This is a genomic window from Paenibacillus sp. GP183 (genome assembly GCF_900104695.1).
GTDB lineage: Bacteria > Bacillota > Bacilli > Paenibacillales > NBRC-103111 > Paenibacillus_AI.
The window spans coordinates 3,874,819-3,890,592 of record NZ_FNSW01000001.1; the positions used below are offsets into that span (position 1 = coordinate 3,874,819).

Sequence of the window (15,774 nt, forward strand, 5' to 3'; positions counted from 1 at the left end):
TATAACTCACAATCATTACTATCGGTTAATTATGGAGGAATAGCTATATTACTGGTGCTGGCTTTACTTTGATTTTGGGGCGCTATATAATATTAAGGTACCTAGTAACGACTATGTCGTAACGGGTCATCTTTTATCTTGGGGGCGTTTTTGGATTCGACGGGGATAGTTCGAGCGCGGGTTGCGGGTAGTGGGGACGCGTCCACTATAACAACGCTAAAGCCTATTAAACGGCAAAACACAAAACAACTACGCTTTAGCAGCTTAATAACCTGTTAGCGTGCTCCTCCCTAGCATCGCCCATGTGACTAGGATAGGGGCTCAACTATAGTGGGATACGACGTTCGGTCTCCGCCTGGGGTCGACGTAAGAAGACAATCAGGCTGACCCAACGCATAGCCGGTTACGGGGCGCTGCTCGGGTGACATCAAAACTGTGACTACACCCGTAGATGCCTGTGTGGCGATGTTTTCGGACAGGGGTTCGACTCCCCTCGCCTCCATCTTGAAACCCGCTCCTGGAGCGGGTTTTTCTGTGAAATCAACCATAATTTTGCCGCCTTGGCAAGGATATGCTTGATTTAGTGTATGGCAGCAATATGCTTGATTTTTTAAATTGTTTTTACACGGGGGCGTTATTGGATTCGACAGGAGTAGTACGAACATGAATAGCGGGTAGTGGGGACGCGTCCACTATAACAACGCTAAAGCCTATTAAACGGCAAACAACAACCAACTTACGCTTTAGCAGCTTAATAACCTGTTAGCGTGCTCCTGCCTAGCATCGCCCATGTGACTAGGATAGGGGCTCAACTATAGTGGGATACGACGTTCGGTCTCCGCCTGGGGTCGATGTAAGAAGATAATCAGGCTGACCCAACGCATAGCCGGTTACGGGGCGCTGCTCGGGTGACATCAAAACTGTGACTACACCCGTAGAAGTTTATGTGGCGTTGCTTTTGGACAGGGGTTCAAATCCCCTCGCCTCCATAAAGTTCTAACTCATAAGCATATTCTTGCCAAAAACTTGGCTTGGATATGTGTTTTTTTATTAATATATTGTACAAATTTGGAGATGAATTCATTTGGAGAAACACTCTTTGCCTAACTTAATTGGAGTTCGAATAAAGTATATAAGAAAACTGCATAAGCTAAATCAAATTAATTTCTCTGAAAGTATTGGTATCTCGCAGGGAAACTTAAGCGAAATTGAATCAGGGAAAATATTGCCTTCGCTTGAGACGGTTATCAAGTTAGGGCAACAGTACAATTTGGATTTGAATTGGCTAATAAACAATACTGCTAAAAACGTATCTACACAGCTCCTTGAAGATGAAGACAAATTAATTTATTTATATAGGCAATTACAGAGTACAGCAAAAGAAGAGGTAATTGATTTTCTTGAATTAAAGGGAAAACGATATACAAAAAGTTAAAAATAAAGAAACTAATTAGCTGTATACTCGTAATATAGAATATTATTTAATAATTTTGAAAAGTGGTGTTTTAATGGAGCAAGAGAGATTAAATTCACTCATGGCAACGCTACAAGAACAATTTGAAAGCGGAAAACTCCATATAAACAGCAAAGAAACCTTAGAATCAATGTTAAAAGTTCGCTATAAACCAGATGGTGTTAATGTAGAACCAACTTCAGTGGATAGTAACGTTAGGGCTTTAGCACTTGGAGTTTTATTGACCAAACAAAATGAACACTATCTTTCCATACCTCTTAAGGAATCCCAAGAAGAATATTTTAAAGTACTTGATCTTTTCTTCGAAGTACCTTTTAAAGAAATGCAGAAAAAAGGTGGAAACCCTCATCTAATTGCTATTAGTATGTCGCAGAAACCTTCTATGGTAAAAGCTTTTATTGAGGATTTTGTGCATTTGGAACAAGGGCTAAGAGAATTTTGGGATTATTACGCTCCAGTTGTTAATGCACATATTAGACATTTAAAAGGGATAAAGTCTGTTTACGGCGGTGACATCTTTCCTTCGTATACTCAGAATATTGCACATAATGTTGGCCTTTATGTAGATACAATCATCCTTCCTGATCCATTATTAAGGACAAGCACATTCTTTAATAAAATGCCACCCGAAAAGGCTTTATATTACTTTGCCAAACACGCTCTTAACGCTTTACAATATAAAGAATTAGCTTTGGCTGATGTAGAAAACCCAATTATTATCATATCACCTGATGAAATGTATTTAGATGATACTATTGCAAAACTAATTGATAGAAGCTCTCAGGAAAATGTCGTCTCGCACTTAAACAAGGTGTTTGGCACATCGTTTAAAACAGAAGAAGAATTCGATCAATATTTAGAGACCATACTAACCTCAAATGAATTAATTCAAACAATTAAAAACCCCAAAAGAGTATTATTTGATACAGATTGGGAGGATACTCCTGAAAGTCAAATTTCACAGTGGCAAACTGATAGCAATCATGATTTTGGTGATTATTTCCGTGATATACCTATAGGAGGTCAATTCAAATTTAGTATTTTAGGTCGGATGATGCAAACGAACGATATTGTTATTCGGTCTACAAAGTTCGGCGGATCACCCTTAATTGATGCGCCTACGTCATGGCAATATCTCTTGTGGAAGTATGAATATGATTTAGAAAGAGCAAAAGAGAACGATCAAGATATAAAGATAATGTTAGTAAGTAATTCATTAACTAAGATTAACTTTAATATGATTGGTAAATTGACGGATCAAGCTATCATTAATTTGAGAAGAGAAAATGCATTGCATGATTTGAGAGATTTAATAGCAAAAGGCATCAAAGATATAGGTGAGGCAACTGACGAAACATTCAAAGAGGTAACAGATGAGGTCTTCAAGACATTAAGTAACGCTTTTGACAGTCATCAAAAACAAATCGAAGATCTTTCGTTAATGAAGAAGAAGTTTTTTGGTTGGGATCTTACTTCAATGTTAGTATCAGGCGGACTTTCGATTGCTGCGGCATCAACGGGCAATCCGTTATTATCTACACTCGCAGCAAGTTCAACTGCTTTGTTTGGTGCACCGTCAGCTAAGGAAGTAATAACTAAAGCGTCACAGATTCGAGATGGTCATCAAAAAATCTTTAAATCTCCCGTGGGAATATTGATTAAAAATTCAAAGTAGACTTAGGAAACAACGTTTCCTCTTGCTGAGTTGTGATACAATTGCAAGCAATAATTCCTGTTATGGATGATTGTGACATTTTAACGCTAAAGCTATTTTAATTCTTGTACAGAAATAATGTTTTACAAGTGTTAGTCATAAATTGGGGAGGATTGGCATTATTATGGACGGAATAAACTGGGACATACTTAATGGCACTGAATTAAGGGGAATTGCGATTGATTTAGTTCAAGAAAAGTTTCGGCAAACTGGGTTTTAGTTTACCTACATCTTATGAACAAGGGGTAAACTTTAGTGATCTCATTTGTGTTGTACAGCGAGTTTATTCGATTGACGATCTTTGTTATCGGACCATCTGGCGGATGAAGTTTTACACCTTGGAGTTGAATCAATACGACACCTCCGTTAGGTTGGTTTTCTCTATCTTAGCACATACCACATTCTCGTTTTAGGGTTAGTTATTACAGTTCGAATGATTCTGAACCAGCAACGTGATGAGCGGCTGCTCAGATCAGGTATATATGACATCGATAAGATGGACGGCCGGCAGTTTGAATTGTACCTCGGCCTGCTGTTTAAGGCGCTTGGATACAAGACCGAAGTGACCCTTTCGGCCGGTGATTACGGCGCCGATCTCGTAATTGAGAAGAACGGCGTGCGAACGGTTGTCCAGGCAAAGTGCTTCGTGTAGAATGTCGGCATAGATGCTGTACAGCAAGTCCATGCGCCGAAAGCGTACTCCATTTTCAAGCCCCAAATTCAATGAAATCACGATAAACCTCGTCGCTTTTATACCACCCATGTTCTTGTCGTACAATGTGTTCTTTTATGCATTTTTCCCAGTACAAAAGAATCAGCTCAAAGTTAAGTTGGTTTTGCGGAAAACAAAAAACACAGGATAAGGTGCTTATGTATTTTCACTATATATTGCCGTTTGGCATAACGAGTGCAGCAACAGTCAACTCGGGTGACTGACCCGTGCCATTTAAGTTCGCTGCACTAACGGATAACGATAGCGTAAACGGCTGCCGATCTAATGATCAGCAGCCGTTTGCTCAACTAACGGGCAGAAGTGTTAAATGTTTATCAGTAATTTTATGGTAATATTGGTATATGCCGTAACGAGGAGTGTCAAGGTAATAACTTTTGAGAAAAGAGGGTGCTTTATGTTAGGAAAGATTCACCCACATTATTATTTGGGGGCACTAATTGGTGTGGTTATAGGGTATGTAATATCTAAAATTTATCAAATATGGGCTATTGTTTATCGTGAGAGTCATTTTGACCTCCATATGCAAAATTCTTGGAATGCTAAAAACCCACCACTTTGGATTACAGCTACAGAAAATCCAGAGGTGTTTTCTTTTTGGGTCGTTTTTATTTTTATCATAGTCGGTGTAATTTTTGTGAGGATATTAAAAACAAAGAAAAACTAAATGATGTGTTCCTTTAGAGGCTTATTTTGTACAAAGGACCGCTCCACTAACGGAAACGATAGTGGAGGAGCTGCATGTCGGCAGCTCCTTTTTCGTTTTCTGAAGTAACCATCCATGACCTTTCGGTCACAAATTTGAATGAAAAACCCAATCGTGATTAAGCCCATTCTTTTTTCATATCAACGGGCCGGAATCTTTAATGAGGCGAGTTTGAAATAAACAAGTGTGATAGTATAAAACTATCTTTTTATGTAGGAGAGAGAGGTACCACATGAAAAATAGAATAGAAACATTCACAGGCTCAAAGCATTTCCGGTTGAATCATATTGCTGGGGGTGTATTTGCAGCGATTTCGGTCCCTGGTACCGGTTCTTTGGGGAATGCTGCAATCATTGATCTAGGTGATACAACGCTTGTCGTGGATACATTCACGACAATACAGGCTGCAGAGGATTTGCAGGCAGCCGCAGAGCACCTCACAGGAAACCCGGTTTCTTATGTAATCAACACGCATTGGCACAGTGATCATACGTGCGGGAATCAAGTGTTTACCCCCACTGCTCAAGTTATTTCTACATCTACTACACGTGAAATCATGGCTACATTTGTCAAAAACAGGTTAGCCCAGCATTTGTCAAATCCGGAACTGATTTATCAGGCTATCGACGAACTCGAAGAGAAAATACAACAAGAGACGGATGAAAAGTTAAAAAAGGAAATGGAATGGGAAACTGCATGTGACCATGAGTACATGAAGATGCTGCCTAATCTGGTATACACACTGCCGACGATAACTTTTGATCATCAGATGACCATTCATGGTAGTAATCGGACCGTGCAATTCATTACGTTTGGCGGCGGTCACACGCAAAGTGATGCATTCGTGTATATTCCGGAAGACAAAATTGCCGTTATGGGGGACCTGGTGCTTTCCAAGCATCACCCGGTTATGACTTATGCAAATCCTCAGGAATGGCTAAACATTTTGGAGCAGGTCGAACTACTAGGTGTAAAAACTATAGTACCGGGGCATGGCGAAGTGTGCTCACTGAAAGAACTTCATGAGGTAAAAGGTTACATAACCGATATAATGGCTATGGTGACGAAAACCGTTCAAAGTAAGAAAAGCATCGATGATATCTTAGTACCGAAAGCTTATCAAGACTGGTACTTTAGTACATATTTTAAGACAAATTTGAAAATAGTTTATGATTTGATCACTAAATCAGAGGATTAACGAAGACAATAGCTCAATAAACATCAGGAGAAGGCTGCCGACAGCAATGAATCGGTAGCCTTCTTCACTACGAACAGGCTGGTCTGGAACAAAGACATCCATACCTGTTTACAGTCCATTAAAATGTGTGATAATGTTTTATCTTACTAATCGATTTATTGCGTAAAGCGTCTAAGTGCGAAAACTATTGGGGGGAGTGCATTTTATGACAAAACTAGATGAACTGAGGAATAACATTGACGAAATTGACCAAAAAATAATTGCTTTATTAGCTCAAAGGTTTAAATATACGGAAGAAGTCGGAATATATAAAGCGAAGTATCATCTAAATGCCCAAGATGCTAACCGTGAATCTCAACAGTTTCAGAGGATCTTTCAGCTTTCGGATCAGAATGGTTTAAATCCTGAATACTCATCTGAAATATATAGACGTATTATTGATATTGTAATTTCTCGGCATCAAGAGTTAGTGACAATGGAAGGATGATTAAGCTAACGGATACGATAGTTATACATAAGGGTTCCGTATATTAGTCATGTATAATATGTGGAACCCTTTATTTCATCTAAATTTTATAAATTTAGGTCTTGATAAATTGAGAAAATAAAGTATTAGACTAGACCGCAAGGCACATTAAGTAAAAATACGATACGGACTTGTTGAATTCCCTGCATCTATCAACGCCATCTTGTTTGCCAACATTCGGGCGAGATGCGTTTGAACTTGCTCCAATTCGTCTTTTTTCCTTTCGATCTCCTGCATCTTTTGACGAAGAAGCTCAACGACCTTTGACAGGGGAAGCTCATTGGCTTCGTCTGCCTGGATCACTTCTTTCAGTTCTGCTATCGAAAACCCTATGGTCTGAATCTTTTTGATCATCCGAAGATGATCAACTGCTTCCTCGCAATAATCGCGATAGTTATTTTCTCCGCGTCGAACATGACGTTCATCCAGTAGCCCCTCCTTCTCATAAAATCGAATGGTAGGAGCCGTTAAACCTATCCTTTGAGCCAACGTATTAATTTTCATGGGAGTCTCCTCAAAAAAAGGTATTGACCTTCAAGTATACTTTATAGTTTATACTCTAAACATCGAGCAACATTATGTCAAAATGTTCGAAAGAAGGAGATGCTTGATGAGTACGATTCGTGCAATTGTTGTTGATCCTACAGTAGAAGGTCGTCTCAAGATTGACGATGTGGAATCGCCCCGCCCTGCTTTATCTGAAGCACTGGTCCGTATTTCTGCCATCTCGCTCAATCTTGGCGAGGTACGTACTACAACCAGAGCAAGTGCAGGGTGGCGACCAGGGTGGGATCTATCGGGAGTAGTAGAACAATCGGCCGCCGATGGATCGGGACCGCCGATCGGAACCAGAGTCTTTGGAATGGTCACTTCCGGATCATGGGCGGAACTTGTGGCAGTTCCAACAAACTTCTTGGCGGAGATTCCTGAAAATGTTACTTTTGCTCAGGCTGCGACGCTGCCTGTCGCCGGTCTCACAGCTTTAAATGCATTGGAGAAAGGCGGCTTTCTGCTCAATCGCAAAGTGTTGGTTACCGGAGCGTCGGGCGGTGTAGGCCATTTTGCCTGCCAACTCGCTCAGCAAGCAGGCGCTGCAGTTACCGCCCTTGTACGTCGTGAAGAACGTGCAGCGAATCTTCGAGAGATGAGGATAAACAAAGTAGTCATTGGAGAAGACGTTGCTGCAGCTCAATCATCGGGGCCTTACGATTTTATCGTTGATACGTTGGGCGGAAAATCTCTGGTCACCGTTTCGACCTTTCTCGAATTGGATGGCCGTTGTGTTAATGTTGGAGCAGCAACAGAACCGGAAATGACACTGCAAGCCCGGCTGGAGTCAATTCCGGATGGCGTACTTGTCAATGATGGAATTGGAAACCGGCTAGGTGTGTCGAAAGATCTCGGCCGATTGGTTGAAATGGTTGCCGAAGGACGATTGCATCCGCAAGTCGATCGGGAGGCATCTTGGACTGAAATCGCCGAGGTTGCCCAGAGCCTTTTGAACCGTCGTATTGCCGGTAAAGCGGTGCTATCTGTCTCCTGATGTTACATCTCAAATGGTTATGTTAGTGAAGTATAAGGGTCATAAGTTATACTTTTCACTCTAATGGTCACAATGCACAATTCGTGCCAAGAAGGGGACAGAAGTCATTCCCGATACTGCGTTGTGATAACGGATACGATAGCTCAATAAAGCACAAGAAGAGCAGGCTGCCGTCTAATGGCAGCCTGCTTACTTATTGGGTAGGAGAGTAAAAATAAGACAATTGTTATCTTTTAAAATTAATAAATCTAGAACCTTTATAAGTAATCTTTCCGTGATCACCATCAACGATCAGTCCAAATTGGTTTCCAGTAACACGGAGTTCTATCCTACGATTTTCTTCTAATTCAAATGTAATGTAATACCAAGTGCTTGTACCGAACATTCTGCTTGAAACGTTGGTACGTTTGGATATAACTTTTCCTTGTGTTTCAATCAAATTAGCAGATTCGTTTCTAAACCACCTAACAATTCTAGGTAATACTATGAATAAAAACATGCAAAATATTATAATAATGATGGGAATTAAAGTTATGAAAATTGGATACTTCATCTTATTATTCCTCATTTCTAATTTTTGTTACTCCAAGTACATAAGACAATACGTACTGATATAACAATAGTTTCCATTATTCTTTTTAGATCGTGGACACTGGTACAAAAGACGACTTGCAATTATTTTTTCAGCTAACGGGCAGCATAGCTCAGTATTAATATTAATATCTTGATGAAACACTAATTTATCCAAAACGTAGTTAGTAGTAAATAATAAACTGAGGATGTCTCCTAAGAAAGCAGGTGAATATTTTGGTGGCTTTTGCAATATTTTTAGCGCTTTTAGGATTGTTCAATCTTTTTGCTCCTCGGGCAGCATGGTATGGCAGTATTGGCTGGAAGTTACGCGATGCTGAACCTTCAGATGCATACTTGATTATACTTCGTATTGGAGGGGGGATAGTATGCATAGTTGCCATTATTATTTTTCTTACTGCGGGGACAGGGGATAGGGAAACTTCCACTGAAAAGATGATTCGTGATAACCTGGCAAATAACCAAATTGAATCTGTAACTTTGCAGATGAAACCTGTTACATCGATTGATGCTGATGAATTGAAAAATTGGATACTTAAATCGAATTGGAAAAAGCCTGCTATTGATTACCGTAAACAAAGCAGTTTCAGTTCTGCTGCAGAACTCGACATACATTTAAATAATGGAAGGGAAATCGAAGTGTTTAAAATGGGAAATGATCAAATTGGTATTGGTGAGAAAGTTTTTTATCCTGAATATGTATTCTCCAGTCCTTTGCTAGAAAATTGGTTCTCTACTCATGGATATTGATAGTTCCACTACGGGTACATAGTGGAGGAGCAAATTAGCTGTGGGCATTCGGTCCATCTAAAATAAAAATAGACGTTACGGAGGTGGAAATAATGAGCAAGCAAAAGCTAAGAGTTGCCTGGATTATCCCAAATATCTTCATATACGTTCTATTCATCTTTTTTAGTGGCTTTGTAATAATTAACCAAATGGACTGAGAGAAATAAATCGGCTTAGTATTTGGATTTTTGTCCTGATTTTGTTGCTTTTCATTGCATTGTTTGGCACTCATCGTATTTGGGTTTGGATTAAACAAGGTAAGTTATATCCTTAGCTGACGGAAACGATAGCTCAAAGGACATCCGTACAAAAACAATAGCTTTTGTGAAGATGTGCAGGTGCAGCAGTATTTTGTAATCAAAATGAAACAAGTTGTTTACACTGCGATAATGAACCACGCCTATAATAAAACTCGACCCCTTTAAAATATATAAAATTAAGATCCACAGTCTGTTGCTGTGGATCTCTTTCTGTCTGCAGCCTTATCACTACTAACTGGCAGGATAGTTGAGTAATCTATTTACCAGATGTGATATAATTCAGTTAACTTTTTTAGCGGAGTTTTTAGATAGATAATTAGGAGGGCTAAAATATGTATGAAAAGTCAAGCATTGATTATTTGATCGATCAAGAACGAGATAGTGATTCTTCTTTAGTCGTATTAATGTGTGGAATAGCTGGTTCGGGAAAAACAACCTTCTCTCAAAATTTAGAAAAGGATGGATTCGTACGTCTTTCTATTGATGAAGAAGTATGGTCTACGAATGGTCGCTATGCAATTGATTATCCAGCTGAAAAATACAGGGAGTATTTGGATGAAGCGCATATAAGATTACGTAATAAGTTAGTAAAGTTAATACAAGATAATAAACAGGTTGTGGTTGACTCTAGTTTTTGGCAACGGTCAGAAAGAGATGAATTTAAACAGCTTATTGAAAACTCTGGAGGTAAATGGAGACTTATTTATCTGAAAGTACACCCTGATGAATTGCGAAAGCGCCTTAAGATACGAAGCCAACGTTTTGATGCAAATGCAGCTTTTACTATAACTGAAGAAATTTTATCAACCTTTCTTAATGGATTTGAAGAACCAAGAAATGAGGGGGAAATTGTTATAGAAAATTAGATAAAAAGGTCCATATAGCTCAATAAAGGACTTCAGTAATTAGGGGGGATAAAATGTTTGGTATTCTAATTTCTGTATTTGGTTTTATAATTGGTTCACTTATTTTGTTCTGGATCATCCGTAGTGCAATTAATGATTCCAATCTTAACACTCATTTACAAGAGTTAAAGAACGAACTTGTAGAATTAAAACAAGAATTGAAATCATTAAAAAAATAATGAGGTTATGGACGTGCTTATACTGGATCAGTGCGCCGATTTTTCTTTATCTAAACGATAATTAAGCTTCTAACGGAAAACGATAGTTGAAACACCGAAAGGGGTGCCGAAGGGCACCCCTTCGCTGCACTAACGGGCAGTTTAGCGTAGAAAGATAAAAAAATACATTTACAAAATGGAACATGTGTTCTATGATTAAACTAAAATTTTCCATAGATACAAACACAATTTGTAGAAATGAATTAAAAAAGCTAAATTACTAAGAATGGAGTTGTTAACAATGAATCGAGTAGTAATGTTTGAACTAAGTAGTCAAAATCCGGAATTGCAAGCAAAGTTTTTCTCAACCGTATTTGGATGGGAAGTATCAGAACCGCAGTGGGGTTACAGTTCTGCTAAAACAGGTACCGATGAAAAACCAGGAATAAACGGTGGGATAGCTCAAGGTCCAGCTGAATTTCAGCAAGGTACTCGCATACAAATCCAAGTAAATTCAATTGATGAATCAGTTGAAAAAGCAATTGAAAACGGGGCAAAGGTTGTACAAGCGAAAATGGATCTGGGGGATTTCTACCTTGCATATATTGTTGATCCAACAGGATTGCATTTAGGACTCATTCAATATAAATAACAATGAAATTTGGAACATGAACTAAATCAGTTGGTGATTCTTCTTCTTTGATCCGACATAAGAAATGTTAACTAACGGATGATAACTATAGCTCAATAAACATCAGGAGAAGGCTGCCGATTGAAATGGATAGGTAGCCTTCTGTGCTATAACGGGCAGTTATGCGTATAAGAATGGCGAGGGAATTTCAATAATCAGGACACCATTTTCCGAATTATGGTAGTATGAATTGAGATGATACTCTCTTTTCAATTAAAACCAAGTGTTTCGGGAGGAATTTTCATGACGAAATATTTTGAAGGTTTAGCTCAGATTAATTTTTACGTTAGGGATATCGAGAAATCAATTAAATGGTATCAAGATGTTCTCGGAATGAGATTGCTCCAGAGATGCGGTGCCCATACTGTTGTTTTAGATTTTGGGCAAGGTAATGACAATTATGACATGGGAAAGAACGCAACAACCCCTGTTCTATGCTTAATTTATAAAGATGGCATGCAGCCCATTAAATTGGAGTCCTGTCATCCTGTATTCCAATTAGCATTGGAATACAAAGATAAACTTTATGATGAACTGAAGAACAAGGGCGTTAAAGTAGAAGAAAACCCTAAAAACAAATCGCACTTTGTCTTCTACGATATAGATGAAAACATGATAGAAGTTTACTTTCCGGGAATTTACGATCAATAAAATAATCATTACCCGTCGGATAAATTAGTGATTAAACATTAAACTAACGAAGTACGATAGCACAACGTTCAGCCTCATTTTCACTGTATGGTTTTCAATCAAAGTTGACATTTTATTGACAATGGTGTAAAAAAGAATTAACTGAATGTCTTAATAAATTCATTGACGAGAAAGAGTACGCTAATCCCTTGTTCCCCAGAGAGTTGGGCATGTGCTGAAAGCCAACGTTCAAGACTTAGCAGAAAATCCTCTCCGAGAAGGAAAGCTGAAGCAATTAAGTAAGCTGACCCGGGATCCAGCCGTTATAAAGGATGCGTATGATGGTACGTAATAAGAGGTGTCGTAAGATCATGTCTTTCATGATCATTACGGAACTAGGGTGGTATCGCGAGATGAAATCTCGTCCCTTATGGGGCGGGATTTTTTTGTGTTTTACAATGTTAGCCGATAAATTAAATTCACTTTGTTTTAAGAAAGGTTGGTATGTATGAGAAAAGTTGATGTGAAAGAGAAAGCGAGAACCCGTGAGCTTCGTGTTCTGGAGCAGTGGATACAAAATGATACATTCCGCAAATCGATTGAAAACCGCGTGGGCAAACCGAACTTTGTCTTTTACGAGGGGCCTCCGACTGCAAATGGAGAGCCTCATATCGGGCACGTACTTGGACGCGTCATTAAAGACTTCATCGGTCGTTACAAAACTATGTCAGGATACCGTGTCATCCGTAAAGCCGGTTGGGATACGCATGGCCTTCCTGTCGAACTAGGCGTGGAGAAAAAGCTAGGTATTTCCGGCAAACAGGAAATCGAAAAATATGGAGTTGCCGAATTCGTAGAAAAGTGCAAAAGCAGTGTTTTCGAATATGAGAAGCAGTGGCGTGAACTGACCGAAGCGATCGCATACTGGACTGACATGGAAAACCCTTATGTTACGCTTACAAACGATTATATCGAGAGTGTATGGCACATTTTATCTGCAATTCATAAAAAAGGTTATCTGTATAAAGGCCACCGGGTAAGCCCTTACTGTCCTGATTGTCAAACAACACTCAGTTCTCACGAAGTTGCCCAAGGCTATGAAGATGTAAAAGATTTGAGTGCCACTGTGAAATTCAGAAGTAAAAACGGAAATGAATATTTCCTTGCTTGGACGACAACACCTTGGACACTGCCTGCAAACGTTGCTTTAGCAGTAAATAAAGATTTGGATTATGTCAAAGTAAATCAGAATGGCAAGGTATACATCGTCGCAAGAAATCTTGTTGAAAAGATCATGAAAGGGGAATACGAGATCTTATCAACGCATAAGGGTTCTGAATTTGTAGGCACTCCATATGAGGCTCCTTTTGGCTATATTAATGTGAATAAAGGGCATATCGTCGTAGACGCGGATTATGTCAGCGACACCAGCGGTACCGGTATCGTCCATATCGCTCCAGCTCATGGAGAAGATGATTATCGCACGGTCAGACAGCACGAAATGGATTTCGTAAATGTCGTGAATATGGCCGGCCGTTACACCGATCAGATCGCAGATTTTGCAGGACGCTTTGTCAAAGATTGCGACATCGATATTGTGAAAAACTTGTCCGAGCGTAACTTGTTGTTCTCCAAAGAACGTTACGAACATAGCTATCCATTTTGCTGGCGCTGCAAATCACCGCTGCTCTATTATGCGACCGAAAGTTGGTTCATCAAAACGACAGCAGTCAAAGAGCAGCTAATCGAGAACAACAGCAGGATCTCCTGGTACCCTTCTCATATCCGCGAAGGTCGGTTCGGCAAGTTTCTAGAAGAACTCGTCGATTGGAATATCAGCCGGAATCGCTTTTGGGGTACTCCACTTAATGTATGGGTATGCCAAGATTGCGCATCGGAATATGCACCGGGCAGCCATAAGGATCTCCGGGAAAAATCGGTTCATCCGATAGACGAAAGCCTTGAGTTGCATAAGCCCTACGTAGATAAAGTGAAGCTTCGCTGTTCTTGCGGCGGTTCCATGGAAAGAACGTCGGAAGTGATTGACGTCTGGTTCGATAGTGGCTCGATGCCGTTTGCCCAGTACCATCAGCCGTTCGAAAATGAAGAGCTATTCCATGAGCAGTACCCTGCTGACATGATCTGCGAAGGGATTGATCAAACGAGAGGCTGGTTCTTCAGTTTGCTGGCTGTCTCCACGCTATATAATGGCAAATCCCCTTACAAAGCTGTCATATCAACCGGGCACGTACTCGATGAGAATGGACAAAAAATGTCCAAGAGTAAAGGTAACGGTATCGACCCTTGGGAAATCATAAATGAATTTGGAACGGATGCATTTCGGTGGGCCTTGTTGTCTGACAGCGCACCTTGGAACAGCAAACGGTTCTCAAAGCAAATCGTAGCCGAAGCTAAATCAAAAGTAATCGATACGATCAATAACACGCATGCTTTTTATGCGTTGTATGCGACGATTGATCAATATAAACCGGAAGAGCATTCAAAGCAGATTTCTGTGAACTTATTGGATCGCTGGATTTTGTCGAGATTGAGCAGCACCTTGCAAAATGTAGAGAAGGGGCTGGAGATCAACGATTTCCTGAACCCAGCAAAGCAAATTGAAACATTCGTCGATGAACTGAGCAACTGGTACATCCGACGTTCTCGCGATCGTTTTTGGGGCAGCGAATTGACCGCGGATAAAATATCGGCATATCAAACGCTGCGTGAAGTTCTGCTGACACTCGCACGAATGATTGCACCGTATGCACCGCTAATAGCTGATGATCTATACGATAATTTAAGAGGAAAAGGAAGTGTACATCTGGCGGACTATCCGAAGATGAACGATACGGCACTCGATGAAACGCTTGAGAACGATATGGAAGCCGTTAGGCAAATCGTCGAATTGGCTCGCAATATTCGTAATGAAACGGGAATCAAGACCCGCCTGCCGCTGTCCGAGGTGCTCATTTCGCTCGACCGCGAATTTAACCTTGGACAATTCGAAGACATCATCAAAGATGAGATCAACGTCAAAGAAATCCGAGTAGTACGAAGTGATATCGGCTTCTTACGCTTCAACTTAAAACTAAACTTAAAGGTAGCAGGAAAAAAGTACGGCAAATTCGTGGGACCGGTGCAAACCCATTTGAAGCAATTGTCCGCTTCAGAAACGAAAATAGTGATCGATAACGGTTTCCTGGATGTTACGATCGAAGGTGAATCACTGCATATCCTGCTCGATGAATTGCTTGTGGAAATACAAGCGAATGTAGGCTTCGCTTCTGCATCGGGTTACCAAATGACAATCGCCTTAAACACAACAATTACCGAAGAATTGGAACAGGAAGGTGTTGTTAGGGAGGTAATACGTGCAATTCAGGATTATCGTAAAAAGCTAGGGTTGCCGATCGAAAAACGTGTCAATCTTGTTCTAGATGTTGATACTCAGTTGAAAACAGCTCTAAAGCGTTTTGATCATCTTTTGCAGGAAAACGTATTATTGTCCCGAGTCAGATACGCGAAAGAACTAGGCATGGAATCAGTTTCGTTTGGGGATAACAATTTCAGTATGCTCATTGAGTAACAATCACTGAACAAACTAATGAGAATTCCTATGAATTTAAACTCTTTAATCCAATATCAGAATAGTCTACCATCGAATAACTTGGTAGCCTATTCTGATATTGGGATGCGATACAATAAAAATTAGCCGCATTCTTAATCAAGCGGATTTACTTACATCGGAAAATAAAGTATTAAACTGGGTGGGGCGTTAAGCTAACGGGCAGAATAGCGTAATTCAATTTGTGGAAAATATGGACAAATTTTGTTTGGGAGTGATACATTTAATATC

14 protein-coding genes, 2 other RNA genes and 1 other annotated feature are annotated in these 15,774 nt (G+C 39.9%); of the genes, 14 read left to right on the top strand and 2 right to left on the bottom strand.

The annotated features are described in order from the left end of the window. Positions 1-140: 140 nt before the first annotated feature. The 8 genes from ssrA (BLV33_RS19105) to BLV33_RS19140 all read left to right on the top strand — a co-directional run bounded on the left by ssrA (BLV33_RS19105) (position 141) and on the right by BLV33_RS19140 (position 6,309). Positions 141-505: a transfer-messenger RNA gene (gene ssrA / locus BLV33_RS19105) on the top strand. A gap of 122 nt (positions 506-627) precedes the next feature. Continuing rightward, positions 628-992, top strand: a transfer-messenger RNA (tmRNA) gene (gene ssrA, locus BLV33_RS19110). A gap of 107 nt (positions 993-1,099) precedes the next feature. Beyond that, entirely contained in the window at positions 1,100-1,435 is a 336-nt protein-coding gene (locus BLV33_RS19115; protein ID WP_171909201.1) for a helix-turn-helix domain-containing protein, read from the top strand. Between the two features lie 73 nt (positions 1,436-1,508). After that, positions 1,509-3,149 (top strand): hypothetical protein, encoded by a 1,641-nt coding sequence (locus tag BLV33_RS19120; RefSeq protein WP_090795192.1) that lies wholly within the window; start codon positions 1,509-1,511, stop codon positions 3,147-3,149. A 535-nt stretch (positions 3,150-3,684) separates the two neighbouring features. Then, the gene (locus tag BLV33_RS19125; protein ID WP_253187253.1) at positions 3,685-3,840 is read left to right on the top strand and encodes a restriction endonuclease; all 156 of its coding nucleotides are present in this window, start codon (positions 3,685-3,687) and stop codon (positions 3,838-3,840) included. Positions 3,841-4,315: 475 nt separating this feature from the next. Continuing rightward, positions 4,316-4,585: a hypothetical protein gene (locus tag BLV33_RS19130; RefSeq protein ID WP_090795197.1), complete on the top strand. Its 270-nt coding sequence runs from the start codon at positions 4,316-4,318 to the stop codon at positions 4,583-4,585. A gap of 271 nt (positions 4,586-4,856) precedes the next feature. Beyond that, positions 4,857-5,822 carry an MBL fold metallo-hydrolase gene (locus tag BLV33_RS19135; RefSeq protein ID WP_090795199.1) on the top strand — a complete coding sequence of 322 codons (966 nt, stop codon included), beginning with the start codon at positions 4,857-4,859 and terminating at the stop codon, positions 5,820-5,822. A gap of 205 nt (positions 5,823-6,027) precedes the next feature. Next, positions 6,028-6,309, top strand: a complete 282-nt coding sequence (locus BLV33_RS19140; protein ID WP_090795201.1) for a chorismate mutase — start codon at positions 6,028-6,030, stop codon at positions 6,307-6,309. A 147-nt stretch (positions 6,310-6,456) separates the two neighbouring features. On the opposite strand, the gene BLV33_RS19145 is transcribed toward BLV33_RS19140, so the two are convergent. Beyond that, the gene (locus tag BLV33_RS19145) at positions 6,457-6,852 is read right to left on the bottom strand and encodes a MerR family transcriptional regulator (RefSeq protein WP_090795204.1); all 396 of its coding nucleotides are present in this window, start codon (positions 6,850-6,852) and stop codon (positions 6,457-6,459) included. 106 nt (positions 6,853-6,958) lie between these two features. Between BLV33_RS19145 and BLV33_RS19150 the strand changes: the two genes are divergently transcribed. After that, the gene (locus tag BLV33_RS19150) at positions 6,959-7,891 is read left to right on the top strand and encodes a zinc-binding dehydrogenase (RefSeq protein WP_090795207.1); all 933 of its coding nucleotides are present in this window, start codon (positions 6,959-6,961) and stop codon (positions 7,889-7,891) included. A gap of 226 nt (positions 7,892-8,117) precedes the next feature. Here BLV33_RS19150 and BLV33_RS30840 read toward each other — a convergent pair whose 3' ends face one another. Next, positions 8,118-8,459 carry a DUF2500 domain-containing protein gene (locus tag BLV33_RS30840; protein WP_090795209.1) on the bottom strand — a complete coding sequence of 114 codons (342 nt, stop codon included), beginning with the start codon at positions 8,457-8,459 and terminating at the stop codon, positions 8,118-8,120. A 242-nt stretch (positions 8,460-8,701) separates the two neighbouring features. Here BLV33_RS30840 and BLV33_RS19160 point away from each other — a divergent pair, with 242 nt between their 5' ends. From BLV33_RS19160 to ileS, 5 genes are all read left to right on the top strand, one after another. After that, positions 8,702-9,232: a DUF6199 family natural product biosynthesis protein gene (locus BLV33_RS19160; protein ID WP_090795213.1), complete on the top strand. Its 531-nt coding sequence runs from the start codon at positions 8,702-8,704 to the stop codon at positions 9,230-9,232. A gap of 631 nt (positions 9,233-9,863) precedes the next feature. Continuing rightward, positions 9,864-10,397: a P-loop nucleotide/nucleoside kinase family protein gene (locus BLV33_RS19170; protein ID WP_090795215.1), complete on the top strand. Its 534-nt coding sequence runs from the start codon at positions 9,864-9,866 to the stop codon at positions 10,395-10,397. Positions 10,398-10,895: 498 nt separating this feature from the next. Further along, positions 10,896-11,246, top strand: a complete 351-nt coding sequence (locus BLV33_RS19175) for a VOC family protein (RefSeq protein WP_090791123.1) — start codon at positions 10,896-10,898, stop codon at positions 11,244-11,246. Positions 11,247-11,528: 282 nt separating this feature from the next. After that, a complete protein-coding gene (locus BLV33_RS19180; protein WP_171909112.1) occupies positions 11,529-11,936 on the top strand; it encodes a VOC family protein in 408 nt (135 codons plus the stop codon). A 153-nt stretch (positions 11,937-12,089) separates the two neighbouring features. Next, positions 12,090-12,347, top strand: a binding site (T-box leader). Between the two features lie 76 nt (positions 12,348-12,423). Continuing rightward, complete coding sequence (gene ileS / locus BLV33_RS19185; protein ID WP_090795219.1) at positions 12,424-15,504, top strand: isoleucine--tRNA ligase; 3,081 nt, start codon at positions 12,424-12,426, stop codon at positions 15,502-15,504. Positions 15,505-15,774: the final 270 nt, after the last annotated feature.